At 69.4% G+C, this 12,885-nt stretch carries 9 protein-coding genes; 4 read left to right on the top strand and 5 right to left on the bottom strand.

What is annotated here, in order from left to right; genetic code table 11:
- Window positions 1–22 precede the first annotated feature (22 nt).
- On the top strand, window positions 23–1,357 hold the full coding sequence (locus AC07BS_RS13210; protein WP_478932044.1) for a hypothetical protein: 1,335 nt from the start codon (window positions 23–25) through the stop codon (window positions 1,355–1,357).
- On the opposite strand, the gene AC07BS_RS13205 is transcribed toward AC07BS_RS13210, so the two are convergent.
- From AC07BS_RS13205 to AC07BS_RS13190, 4 genes are all read right to left on the bottom strand, one after another.
- Window positions 1,317–1,661, bottom strand: a complete 345-nt coding sequence (locus tag AC07BS_RS13205) for a DUF397 domain-containing protein (protein WP_478932042.1) — start codon at window positions 1,659–1,661, stop codon at window positions 1,317–1,319. The two genes, AC07BS_RS13210 and AC07BS_RS13205, sit on opposite strands and share 41 nt — an antisense overlap.
- Window positions 1,658–2,491 carry a helix-turn-helix domain-containing protein gene (locus AC07BS_RS13200; protein WP_478932040.1) on the bottom strand — a complete coding sequence of 278 codons (834 nt, stop codon included), beginning with the start codon at window positions 2,489–2,491 and terminating at the stop codon, window positions 1,658–1,660. Before AC07BS_RS13200 ends, AC07BS_RS13205 begins: the two co-directional genes overlap by 4 nt.
- Before the next feature lie 153 nt (window positions 2,492–2,644).
- Complete coding sequence (locus AC07BS_RS13195; RefSeq protein ID WP_478932038.1) at window positions 2,645–3,631, bottom strand: FG-GAP repeat domain-containing protein; 987 nt, start codon at window positions 3,629–3,631, stop codon at window positions 2,645–2,647.
- Between the two features lie 108 nt (window positions 3,632–3,739).
- Window positions 3,740–7,624: a GH92 family glycosyl hydrolase gene (locus AC07BS_RS13190; protein WP_478932037.1), complete on the bottom strand. Its 3,885-nt coding sequence runs from the start codon at window positions 7,622–7,624 to the stop codon at window positions 3,740–3,742.
- A 434-nt stretch (window positions 7,625–8,058) separates the two neighbouring features.
- Between AC07BS_RS13190 and ngcE the strand changes: the two genes are divergently transcribed.
- The 3 genes from ngcE to AC07BS_RS13175 are packed head-to-tail and all read left to right on the top strand — an operon-like array spanning window position 8,059 to window position 11,418.
- Window positions 8,059–9,492: an N-acetylglucosamine/diacetylchitobiose ABC transporter substrate-binding protein gene (ngcE, locus tag AC07BS_RS13185; RefSeq protein ID WP_478640657.1), complete on the top strand. Its 1,434-nt coding sequence runs from the start codon at window positions 8,059–8,061 to the stop codon at window positions 9,490–9,492.
- Window positions 9,493–9,505: 13 nt separating this feature from the next.
- Entirely contained in the window at window positions 9,506–10,423 is a 918-nt protein-coding gene (locus AC07BS_RS13180) for a carbohydrate ABC transporter permease (RefSeq protein WP_478640654.1), read from the top strand.
- A complete protein-coding gene (locus AC07BS_RS13175; RefSeq protein WP_478640651.1) occupies window positions 10,423–11,418 on the top strand; it encodes a carbohydrate ABC transporter permease in 996 nt (331 codons plus the stop codon). The genes AC07BS_RS13180 and AC07BS_RS13175 overlap by 1 nt, the downstream gene beginning before the upstream one ends.
- A gap of 21 nt (window positions 11,419–11,439) precedes the next feature.
- On the opposite strand, the gene AC07BS_RS13170 is transcribed toward AC07BS_RS13175, so the two are convergent.
- A complete protein-coding gene (locus tag AC07BS_RS13170) occupies window positions 11,440–12,570 on the bottom strand; it encodes an acyltransferase family protein (RefSeq protein WP_478932034.1) in 1,131 nt (376 codons plus the stop codon).
- Window positions 12,571–12,885 lie beyond the last annotated feature (315 nt).

The following is a 12,885-nucleotide window of genomic DNA, read 5'->3' as shown; positions in this document are numbered from 1 at the left end:
CATCCCATGGAGAGCAGCGCCCATGTCACCGCCATCCGCACAGCGCGCCGACGCGGCGAACCGGACCGGCGAGCCCCGGCTCGTGGCCGGTATCGAACTGGTCGGCGCGTTCGAGGACTCCGGATACCGTGAGCCGCCGCACCTGGTCTGCCGCCCCGACGGGCGGCTCGTCCGGCTCCCGGCCCTCCTCTACCAGGTCGTACGGGCCCTGGAGAACGGGCGCCGGGAGCAGGGCCGACCACCCGGACCGGTCCTGGACACGGTCGCCGCCGAGCTGAGCCGCGAGAACGGCCGCGCGTTCACAGCGGCACACGTCGCCTTCCTCCTCGACGAGAAACTCGCCCCTCTCGGCGTCACCACCCACAGCGACGGCACCCCACCGCCGCCCGTCCCCCGCCCCGACCCCTTCCTCGCCTTCCGCTTCCGGCTGGCCGTCGTCCCGGAACACGTCACCTGGTTCCTCTCCGGCCTCTTCGCCTGGCTCTTCCGGCCCCTGCTCGTACTGCTGGCCCTCGCCGCGTTCGTCGCCTGCGAGACCTGGCTGTGGACGACGAGCGACAGCGGCGCCGCGCTCCGGGCCGTCCTCACGTCCCCGCCCGACGTCCTCCTCGTCGTCCTCCTCGCCGTCGCCTCCTGCGCCTTCCACGAACTCGGCCACGGGGCCGCATGCCGCTACGGCGGCGTCCGCCCCGGCGCCATGGGCTGCGGCATCTACCTCGTCTGGCCCGCCTTCTACACCGACATCACCAGCTCCTACCGGCTCGGCCGCACCGGGCGCCTCCGAGCCGACCTGGGCGGCGTCTACTTCAACGCCCTCTTCGTCCTCGGCCTGGGCGCGCTGTACGCGGCGACGGGGTTCGCGCCGCTGCTGGTCGCGATCCTCAGCGTCCACCTGGAGATGTTCCAGCAGCTCCTGCCCACGCTGCGGTTCGACGGCTACTACATCGTCGCCGACCTCATCGGCATCCCCGACCTCTTCACCTACATCGCCCCGATTCTCAAGCGCGTAGTCCTCCGCTGTCCCCCGGACGAGCGCCTCCGCGCCCTCAAGCGTCGACCGCAGGTCGTGGTGGCGGTGTGGGTGCTGTTCCTGGTGCCGGTGCTGAGCCTTCAGCTGGGCCTGGTGCTCGTCAATCTGCCGCAGCTGCTGGCGGCCGACGGGGAGCGCGTCGCCGCGCTTCTCCGGAATGCGGGCACCTCCGGCCATCAGGTTGTGGCGATGGCCGCCGCCTGCGTCCAGATCCTGCTGCTGGTGCTGCCGTTGGCGGGCGTGGCGGTGGCCCTAGTGCGGCCGGTGCGGTCGCTTGTCAGGCTGGTCAGGCGACGACGTCCGAGTGGGCGTCCGAGCCGTGCTTGACGGCTCGGACGAAGGTGGCCCAGGCGGGGGCCGGGAAGACGATGACCGTTCCGTGGGGGGCGGTCTTGGTGTCGCGGACAGAGATGATGTCTGCTATGCCGTCAGCGACTTCGACGCAACTGCCACCGTCTCCGTTGCTGTAGGAGGACGTGCGCCAGTCGGCGACCTCGACGCAGCTGCCGCCCGTGCCATCGCTGTACGAGGACTTCCGCCAGTCGCTGACTTCGACACAGTTGCCGCCGGAGCCGTTGGTGTACGACGAACTTCGCCACGCCCGTCCGGTCGGGTCGAGTAAGGCACTCATCGTGACCCGTACCCCTCCGCTGTCGATTCGATAAGGCTGAGGGACGCCCCCGGTGAGAGGGCCGCTGCCCTGACGAGATCGTAGGACTTCCAGCTGCTCTCCACCAGCGTCGTGTCCTCGATGAGCTGGCCGCTGTTGGCTCCCTCGGTGTAGACGACCGGAGGACCGTCGCAGAAGTCCATGAGCATCACCATGCTGTCCATGAACGCCTCGGCCATGGCGGTGAAGGGGAGCACCTGCACCACGATCCGGGACCGTTGCGCCATCTCCATCACGTGCTGGAGCTGCTGCCGCATTCCGGCCGGGCCACTGATGTGCGACCACAGGACCGACTCCTGGAGGACCACCCACATCACGGGATGTGACGGGTCGCTGAGAAGCTGCTGGCGATCCATGCGGGCCCGGACGTACTGCTCGACGGTTTCCGTCGAGGCGAACGGCTTGGACGCGCGGACGACGGCGCGAGCATAGTCCTCTGTCTGGAGCAGCCCCGGCATCAGCACGGGTGCGTACTCGCTGATCGTCTTCGCACGCAGCTCCAGATCTGCGGCGTCTGCGAAGTAGCTGGCCACCCCCTTGGCCGCACGGCTCAATCGGCAGAGGCGCTGCAAATGCTCGCCGCTGCCCAGCACCTCGTCCAACAGTTTTGAAAGCTCCAGTTGCGGGCGCCGGTGCGCTACCTCGAACTGGCCGATATACGTGCCGGAGCAGAAGATCCGATCTCCGAGCTCCCGCTGCGAAAGGCCGGCCTCCTCGCGCAGGCGGCGCAGTTCGGAGCCGTAGAACGCGCGGGCGTCGGCGTACGGGTCCGTGTTCCTGGGCTGAGTCACCCGGCCAAGCGTAGCCCTCGATGCCGTCCCGCCAACCATGATCACTTGAGATCGTGAACCATCGAACGCCTGCTGCAATTAAGGTAATTGGGAACGAACAAGGGCCGCACCCCCTTCCAGGAGCGCGGCCCTCGCGTCGTCACACAGTCCGGATCAGAACATCCAGCGGAACTGGTTCCAGCCCGAGTTGCCGATCTTCACGCGGGACTGGAAGGGCGCCGAGGCCTTGCCCGTGCCCTTGTACAGCCACAGCGAGCCGTCCTCGTGGCGGGCGATCATGTCGGCGCGGCCGTCGAGGTCGACGTCACCGGTGGCGACCAGGTCGTTGAACTGGTTCCAGCCGGGGCCGATCTTGGTGCGGGCCTCGAAGGGCTTGGTGGCGTCGCCGGTGCCCTTGTAGAGCCAGAGGACGCCGTCCTTGTCGCGGGCGACGATGTCCGTCTTGCCGTCACCCGTGAGGTCGCCGCGGCCGGTGAGCTCGGTGAACTGGCCCCATCCCGGGCCGACCTTCTTGCGGCCGGACAGCGAGCCGTCGGCGTTGGCGGTGTAGAGGAACAGCACGCCGGAGCGGTCGCGGACGAGGATGTCGGACTGCTTCGAGCCGCCGAGGTCGCCGGGGGAGAAGAAGGAGTCGTACTGGCCCCAGTCGTCGGCGACGCGCTTGCCGTTGCCGCCGTCGGAGTACCAGACCTCCTCCGACTTGCTCAGGACGTACGTGCCGTCGGGGATGCCGTTGCCGTCGTGGTCGACGTGGGCGGCGGCGCGGAGGCTGTCCCAGCCGGTGTCGATCAGCTCGCGGGAGGTCAGGCCGCCCTTGCCGTCGGGGCCGTAGAAGTAGAGCTCGCCGGCGTCGTTGACCGCGCTGAGCGGCATGACGGGGGCCTTGGCGGAGGGGGCGGCGACGGCGCGCGGGGCGGCCACGCCGGGGGCGGCCTTGGCGATGCCGGACTTCTGCGGGGCCGCCGGGGCCGCGGCGACCTTGGCCAGGCCGCGGGCGGCGTCGCGGGCGGCGGTGGAGCCGCTCGCCGGGGAGGCCGCCATGGCGGTCCCGGCAGTGGTACCGACCAGGGTTGCGGCTATCGCCGCGGTGACGAGGTGCGACAGGGCGCGCCCGCGCGAACGGCCGGAGGAAAGGGCCACGTAGTGCTCCATCGATATGTGGGGAAATGCGGAAAAGAACGGGGTGTGCCCGCATAAATACGGGCACACCACTCGATCAGCGTGATCTTTTCACATAACCCTTACAAGTCAACCGGTTTGGTGGCCCATCAGTTCGACTTCGGACAGCACCGAATCGCCGCCCGCAGCCTCCAGCCGGTAGTGGCGGTAGGCGGCGGGGGAGCGCAGGCCGAAGACGCGGGTCTGCCGGTCCCAGGCGAAGGACTCGCCGGCCCGGCGGTCGACCGTGTGCCAGGTGGAGCCGTCGTCGGAGCCGGCGAGGACCCAGCCGTGCGGGGCCTTGGCGCGGTCGGCGGAGGTGAGGGTGTAGGACTCCACCCGGGCGCCTGGGGTGACCTCCAGCGGGGTGGTGGTGAAGGACGCGGAGGTGCGGGAGCTGTTGTCGGTGAGGGCGGTGGCGCCGGGCACGGTCTGGTCGGAGGCGGGCACGGGGACCGTGTCGTCGCGGGTGATGGAGGTGGGGCCGGCGTTCGGGCCCGAGCCCCACGCGGAGGGGTGCGGGCCCATGGCGAACTCCACGGTGCCGCCCTTCGCCAGCAGGGCGTGCGGGAGGGCGGTGGAGGTCCAGGGCCGGCCGTTGACGCGTACGTCCTGGACGTAGACGTTGCGGGCGCTGTTGCGCGGGGCCTTCACGACGAGGTCGCGGCCGTTCTCCAGGTGGACGGTGGCGCGGGTGAAGAGGGGCGAGCCGATCGCGTACTCCCCCTGGCCCATCACCAGCGGGTAGAAGCCGAGGGCGCTGAAGACGTACCAGGCGGACATCTCGCCGTTGTCCTCGTCGCCCGGGTAGCCCTGGCCGATGTCGCTGCCGAGGTAGAGCCGGGAGAGGACCTCGCGGACCTTCTCCTGGGTCTTCCACGGCTGCCCGGCGGCGTCGTAGAGGTAGGCGATGTGGTGCGAGACCTGGTTGCTGTGCCCGTACATCCCCATGCGGACGTCCCGGGCCTCGGTCATCTCGTGGATGACGCCGCCGTAGGAGCCGGCGAACTCCGGGGCGCCGGTCTCGGGGGTGGTGAAGTAGCCGTCGAGCTTCTTCGCCAGGCCGTCGCGGCCGCCGTGGAGGGCGGCCAGGCCGCGGGTGTCCTGGGGGGCGGTGAAGGCGAAGTTCCAGCCGTTGGTCTCGGTGTAGTCGTGACCCCATACGCGCGGGTCGTAGGCATGGGGGGCGAGGCGCCAGGCGCCGCTCGCGTCCCGGCCCTGGAAGAAGCCGATCCGGGAGTCGAAGAGCTTCACGTAGTTCCGGGCCCGGTCGAGGAAGTAGGCGGCCTCGTCCCGGTAGCGGGCCTTGTGTGTCCGCTCGTAGAGACCGCGGGCCATGCGGGCGATCCCGAAGTCGTTGAGGTAGCCCTCCAGCGCCCAGGACAGGCCCTCACGGGTCGCCGTGCTGGTGTAGCCGAGGAAGACCGAGGTGTCCATGCCCTTGCGGCCGGTGCCGGGGCTGTCCGGGGCCACGGTGGCGTTCTTCAGCGCGGCCTCGTACGCCGCCTCCGCGTCGAAGGGGACGCCCTTGGCGTAGGCGTCCGCGAAGGCGACGTCGGAGCTGGTGCCGGTCATGAGGTCGGCGTAGCCGGGGGAGGACCAGCGGGAGATCCAGCCGCCGTCCTTGTACTGCTGGACGAAGCCGTCGACGAGCCGCCCGGCGCGCCGGGGCGTGAGCAGGGCGTAGGCCGGCCAGCTGGTGCGGTAGGTGTCCCAGAAGCCGTTGTTGACGTACACCTCGCCGTCGACGATCTTCGCGCCGGTGGTGGTCGGGGTGTCCTGGCCGGCGGGCGGGGAGAAGGGGCTGGCGTAGCGGGGGCGGGGCCGGCCGCGGGAGCCGGTGTTCTCGAATCCGGAGTTGGGATAGAGGTAGAGCCGGTAGAGGCTGGAGTAGAGCGTGGTGAGCTGGTCGCGGGTGGCGCCCTCGACCTCGACACGGCCGAGGACCTCGTCCCACGCGGCGCGGGCGCGGGTCGTGACCCGATCGAAGGAGGTGTCCTCGGGGATCTCCTGCTCGAGGTTGGCGCGGGCCTGCTCGGTGCCGATGAGGGAGGTCGCCAGGCGGAGGGTGACCGTGCGGTCCCGGCCGGCGTCGAAGCGCAGATAGCCGGTGACGCCCTCGCCGTTCCCGGGACCGTCGCCCTTGAGCCGGCCGCTCGCGGTGACCGGCCGGTCGAAGACGCCGTAGACGAACAGCCGGCCGGCGCCCGTCGACAGGCCGCTGCGGACGTCGGAGTAGGCGGTGAAGGACCGGCCGCCGGGGTCGAGGGTGAGGCCGCCCTGGTTCCTGACGTTGTCGAGGACGACGGAGGCGTCGTCGCCGGGGAAGGTGAAGCGCATCATCGCGGCGTGGTCGGCGGGGGCCAGCTCGGCCCTGAGGCCGTTCTCGAAGGAGACGCCGTAGTAATGCGGCCGTGCCGTCTCGCGCTCGTGCCGGAAGGGCAGGGCGCGGGCGCCGCGCGAGGCGTCGGGGGTGCCGGCGGCGGCCGAGGGCATGACCTGGAAGGTCTGCCGGTCGCCCATCCAGGGGCTGGGCTGGTGGCCGGCGGAGAAGGCCTGGACGGTGGGGAGGTTGGCCGCGTTGTTGGTGGCCGCGTACTGGTAGAGCCAGTCGGTGGAGCCGGCGTTGGTCACCGGGGTCCAGAAGGTGAAGCCGTGCGGGACGGCGGTCGCGGGGAAGGTGTTGCCCCGGGAGAAGTTCGAGCTGGAGTTCGTGCCGCGGGTGGTGACCGCGCGGTCCGCCGGGTGCGCGGGCGTCCGCTCGGCGGGGGCCGGGGCGAGGGAGACGTCGTCCACCCAGCCGCGGAAGCGCGCCGGGCCCACCGGCGAGTCGTAGGCGATCAGGACGCGCTCGACGGTCTTGCCGGCCGCCACCGCGCCGATGTCCGACGTCCGGTCGTTCCACTGGTTGACGTACAGCGTCTTCGACGCGGCCTGGCCCTGGGGCGTCAGGGGGGCGCCGTGCTGGTCGACGGCGCCGAGGTCGCTCAGATAGGTGCCGTCGGTGAACGCCAGGTCGAGCGAGACGTGGGTGGCGGGGTAGCGGGCGTCCGGCTCGGGCATGGCGGGGAAGACCTTGTAGGCCAGCCGGGTGCGCCGGGTGACCCGGGTGTTCACCTCGAAGATCTTGTTGTACGAGTAGCCCCGGCCGGTCGCCCGGTGCATGCCGCCGTAGCGCAGGGCGCGGACGCCGGTGAAGCCCGCCCGGGCCTTGGCCGTGGGTGAGCCGGTCGGGCCCCGGTCGACGCGGCTGCGCATGTCGGCGGGCGGGGGAGTGCCGGTGCCGGCGACGGCCAGCTGCACCTCGGCGAGCTGGAGGATGGTGTCGCCGCTGTTGCGGGTTATCTCCAGCCGGAAGTGCCGGAAGGCCGTGGTGCCGCCGAAGCCGAACTCGCGTGTCTGGAGGCGCTTTTCGAACGATTCGTCGTGCCGGGTGTCCAGGGTCGTCCAGCTCCTGCCGTCGCCGGAGCCCTTGAGGGTCCAGTCCCGGGGGTCACGGCCGGGGGCGTCGTTGGCGGAGGTCAGCGCGTACCGTACGGCCGTGACGGGCTCGGACAGGTCGAACTCGAGCCAGGCGGTCCGCTCGAAGTCGAGCCACTTGGTGGTGCTCTCACCGTCGATCAGGTTCTCCTTGACCTCGCCCGCCTCGGCGTGCTCGCCGCTGGCGCGGACGGCGGTGACCTTGTCCGTCACATTGCCCGGGATGCCACTGGTGTCGTCGCCGTCCACCCCGGCGGAGCGGCGGTGGCCCGCGCGGTCGGTCTCGACGGTGTCGCGCCAGGCGGGCTGCGGCTCGCCCGCCTCGAAGGAGGACGCGAAGCTCTCCGTGGCGGCGCCCCGGGAGCCGGCGGGCGACGCCGCCACGCCCCCGGCGCCTTGCGTGACCTGAGCGGTCGTCATCAGTACGGTGGCTGCGAACAGAGCGGTGGGGCGGGCGAGCGTACGCCATCGGAGGTACCCGAGTCTGTGTCGCATCCCTAGCCTCTCCAGAAAGCCGACAACGTTGTCATACAAGCCGCGCAGTGTTAAGTAGGGCGTGCGACATCAGTGGTGTCAAGGGTCTCGGCGCTGGTGTCGCCGGCCGGGCGACGGGGGCGCGGCACAGGGCGGCGCGAGGTCTCAACTCGGGAAAGACTCGCGGCGGAAGACGCTCCCGATCTTGCCCAGTTGATCGGAGTGGACTATACCTGTCGGCATCCGGGCGGGCCGCCGCGCCCGCCGCGCGGACCCGGGGGAACCGGCCCGAGCACACCGCGGCACCCCTCCCCCCCGGCGCACCTCCCGCACGTCCCGTACGCCCAGCACATCCAGATGCACACGACCCGCGGTGTCGGGACCTTCGTTCACGGCGAACGCCCAAGGGGAGACCGTCACACCGCCTGAGTCCTGGAGAAGGCGAGGACTTGAGCATGGGATCCACCTCGGAATACGGCCGGCGCGACCTCATCAAGCGGGCGGCGGCGATCGGACTGCTCGCGGCGCCCTCGGTGGGCGCGCTCAGCGCCTGCGCGAGCGGCGGCGACAGCGGGAGCGGCAAACAGGTGGACAAGGGGAAGAAGACCGAGCGGAACCCGCTGGCCGTCAACGAGAAGGCGCCCCTCGACGTCGTCATCTTCGACGGCGGCTTCGGCCAGCAGTACGCCAAGGACGCCGAGGCCGAGTACAAGAAGGCCTTCCCGGAGGTCCAGGTGAAGCACTCCGCCACCCAGGAGATCCAGACCCAGCTCCAGCCCCGCTTCAACGGCGGCACCCCACCGGACCTCATCGACAACTCCGGTGCCAAACAGATGGACATGGGCACCCTCGTCGGCAAGCAGCAGCTCACCGACCTCAACGCCCTGCTGGACGCGCCCTCCTACGACGACCCGGCGAAGAAGGTGCGCGACACCCTGCGCCCCGGCGTGGTGGAGATGGGGCAGTTCGAGGGCAAGGAGACCTGGATCCTCTACTACGCCTACACCGTCTACGGCGTGTGGTACTCGCGCACCAACCTCGCCAAGCTGGACGCTCGGTACCCGGAGACCTGGGACGAGATGCTCAAGGTCTGCGAGGCGGCCAAGAAGAAGGGCATCGCCGGCTGGACGTACGCGGGCAAGTACCCGTACTACGTGCCGTTCAGCCTCTACCCCTTCATCGCCAAGATCGGCGGTGTCGAGGTGCTCAGGAGAATCGACGACCTGGAGCCGGGCGCCTGGAAGGACCCCGCCGTCAAGGCCGCGTTCGAGGCGTACTACGAGCTCTACCGCAAGGGCTACATCCTCCAGGGCTCCCCGGGCCTGACCCACATCGACTCGCAGACCGCCTGGAACCAGGGGAAGGCGCTGTTCATCCCCAACGGCTCCTGGGTGGAGCACGAGTCGAAGGGAACCACGCCGAAGGACTTCGACATGGCCGTCGGGGCCCCCTCGGGCCTCGACAAGAACGACAAGATGCCGTTCGGCACCCTCTGGGCCTCCGGCGGTGAGCCCTTCATCGTGCCGCGCAACGCCCGCAACCCGCAGGGCGGCATGGAACTGCTGCGCGTCATGCTCGGCAAGAAGTCCTCCCAGAACTTCATCAGGTCCGTCTCGTCGCTGACCTCCCTCAACGGCGGCACCGAGGGCCTCACCATGCCGCCGGGCCTGGCGTCCTCGCAGGAGGCGCTCGTCAAGGCCGGCAGGAACGTCGTCAACCCGCGGATCCAGGACTGGTACGTCGCCCTGCAGAAGGAGAAGATCGGCGTCGCGGCGATCGGCGAGATGATGGCGGGCCGGCTCACCCCGGACGAGGCCATCACCAAGATCCAGCGCTTCGCCGACGAGACCGCCAAGGACGACGCGGTCAAGAAGTACAAGCACAAGTGAGCGGTGGCGGCCCATGCAGCACGGCAAGTACCGCTTCGTCGCGGGGTTCCTGCTCGTTCCCCTGGTGCTCTACGGCGTCTTCGTCATCTCGCCGTTCGTCCAGGCCATCTACTACTCCTTCACCGACTGGACCGGACTGAGCCCGGACTTCCGGATGACCGGGTTCGCCAACTACCGGCGGCTGTGGAACGACGACATCTTCTGGACGTCCGTCGGGCACAACGTCCTCCTGCTGCTGGTGCTGCCACTGGTGACGATCGGCCTCGGGCTGTTCTTCGCCTTCATGCTCAACGTCGGCGGCCGGCGCAGGAAGAACGCGGCGATCGCCGGAGTACGCGGCTCCGGCATCTACAAGGTCGTCTACTTCTTCCCGCAGGTCCTCTCGATCGCCATCGTCGCCCTGCTCTTCCAGTTCGCCTACAACCCCAACAGCGGTGCCCTGAACTCCTTCCTGAGCGCCGTCGGCCTGGACTCCGTGCGCCCCTCGTGGCTCGGCGACCCGGACCTGGCGCTGTGGTGCGTGATGGCGGTGATGGTCTGGAGCAACGTCGGCTTCTACGTGGTGCTGTTCTCGGCCGGCATGAGCTCCATCCCCCGCGACTTCTACGAGGCCGCGCTGCTGGACGGCGCGGGGCGCGCCCAGACCTTCTTCCGCATCACGCTCCCGCTGCTGTGGGACACCGTGCAGACGGGCTGGGTCTACATGGGGATCATGGCGCTGGACTCGTTCGCCGTGGTGCAGATCATGACCATCGGGCCGGGCGGACCGGACTACTCCACCGAAGTGCTCTCCTTCTACCTCTACAGCAAGGCGTTCCGTGACGGCCAGGCCGGCTACGCGACCACGCTGGGGGTCGCCCTGCTCGTCGTCACGCTGGTGTTCGCGGGCATCGTCATGAAGCTCGGCCGGCGCGAGCGACTGGAGTACTGATGCGCGTACGCACGACCCGTTCTCTGTTCTCCCGGTCCGTGCGGGGCGGGGGCTCCGGTTCCGGCACCGGCTCCGGGACCGGTTCCGGTTCCGGCACCGGCTCCGGCATCCCGGCGCAGCGCGGGGCCGGGCCGGCGGCCGGCCCGCGCGGGAGCCGCATGGGCAGCGAGGGCGGCGTCCTCAACGTCTTCTCGCACGGCGTGCTGCTGCTGTGGGGGCTGATGGTCACCCTGCCGCTGCTGTGGGCGGTGATGAGCGCGTTCAAGACGGACAAGGAGATCTTCACCTCGCCGTGGGCGCCCCCGAGCGGCCTCCACGCCGACGCCTGGGGCCGCGCCTGGTCCCAGGCGCACATGAGCCAGTACTTCCTCAACTCGGTGATCGTGGTGGCGGGTTCGCTGGCCGGCACGATGCTGCTGGGCTCGATGGCGGCCTACGTCCTGGCGCGCTTCGACTTCCCCGGCAACCGCTTCATCTACTACCTCTTCGTCGCCGGAATGAGCTTCCCCATCATTCTGGCGCTCGTGCCGCTGTTCTTCGTGATGGAGAACATGCAGTTGCTGAACACCTATCACGGGCTGATCCTGGTCTACATCGCCTATTCGCTGCCGTTCACCATCTTCTTCCTCAGTGGATTCTTCCGGACCCTGCCGACGTCGGTCGCGGAGGCGGCCCTGATCGACGGGGCCTCGCACTCCCGCACTTTCTTCCAGGTGATGCTGCCGATGGCCCGGCCAGGGCTGATCAGCGTGGGGATCTTCAATTTCCTGGGCCAGTGGAACCAGTACCTGCTGCCGACGGTGCTGAACGTGGGCGACGACGACAAGAAGCTCCTGCCCCAGGGCCTCGTGGCCCTGGCGGTCAGCCAGGGCTACAAGGGCGACTGGTCGGGACTCTTCGCGGGCCTGGTGATGGCCATGCTGCCGGTGCTGGCCGCGTACATCGTCTTCCAGCGCCAGGTCCAGGCGGGGCTGACGGCGGGGGCGCTGAAGTAGGAGGAGTGGGTGGGGACCCGGTCATGGCGTGACCGGCCCTGCCTTCCGCCGGCTCCGGGACAGCAGCTTCACGCAGGGCTTCTCCACGTACTCGTGGAGGAGCACGGCACCGGTGAGCGAAATCGCCATGGCCAGTCCCCAGTGCACGGTCAGGGGGATGGTGAGGTGATGCGTCTTGAGGAAGTGATTCGTGCTGTAGATGACGATCTCGTGCACGAGGTAGAAGGCGAAGGAGACCTCACCCAGATACACGCTCGCACGGTTCCGGAAAGGCGACGGCTCGCCGCGGATGTCGGCGCGTGCGGCGGCGGCGATGGTGAAGGTGTACGGGACGATCGTGTCGGCGCTCCAGCTGAAGTCGTAGGGCATGACGTGGACCGGCCCGAAGGCGACCAGCACGGAAAGGGCGAGACTGGCGACGAGCCCCGGACCCCGCCAGGCGCCGGCCTTCACGAGCAGGGCGACCGCGATGCCGATCATGAACTCGATCAGTCGCATGGGCGGGAAGATGTAGAGGACGAACCGGGAGTCCAGCCCGGTCGCCGGCCCGAGGGACGCCACACCCAGCGGGGCCAGGACGACGCACAGCGCCCCCAGGGCCAGCACGGCCCGGAGACCGCCGATGGAAAGACGCCGGAGAACCCCCACCACCAGGGGGAACGACAGATAGAAGAGGAGTTCGCAGCTCAGCGACCAGGAGGCACCGTTGTAGCCGAACCACCACTCGCTCCGGTTCGGGGCCCAGGCCTGGGTCAGGCTGAGGTTGGCCAGCGCGATACGGGGATCGAGTGCCTTGCCCATCCAGACCATCGTGACCGCGGCCACGCAGAACGTCACCGCATGGCTCGGATAGATACGGGCGAAGCGGCGCCGCCAGAACCCGGTGACGGTGTCCCGCGGCCGTGCCGACCAGGCGAGGACGAATCCGGAGAGGACGAAGAAGAAGGACACGGCCGAGGGGCCGGCGTAGACGACTTCTTTCAGCCTGCTGACATGTAACGAGGTGCCGGAGGCGGAATCCTCGTAGGCGAAGTGGAAGCAGGCGACGAAAAGAGCCGCGTACCACCGGAGACCTGTGAGGGAGTCCAGGCGAACCGCTGCGGCGGAAGGTCTTCCGGGCAGCTTGGAGCTGGAAGGGAGTGTCAGGCTCACTGTCGATTGTCCAAGGAAGGCATGGAGAGTTCTGCGACGCCGATTACGTCGGCAGAGGCTTACGGAAGAGAGCGGTGACGGGCCGTGGGCCGGAGCGCGCGGTCCAGGGCCCGCCGGGGTGATCCTTCGAGCCGCATCACTGTGAAGCGGAGGGGAAGCTAGATCCGGACCTTGCTTCCGGGTTCGCCGACGCTGGGGGCGAAGGTGCCGTAGTCGCTCCAGCCGCCGTGGCCGCTGCCGCCGTTGTTGATCCAGGCGTTGACTACTCCGTTGTCCTGGACGGTGAGGTAGTCGGCTTTGCCGTCGCCGTTGATG

The organism is Streptomyces sp. NPDC044063 (assembly GCF_056434285.1).
The sequence above is the reverse complement of the archived record's forward strand: the minus strand, read 5'-3'. Positions and strand labels throughout refer to the sequence as shown.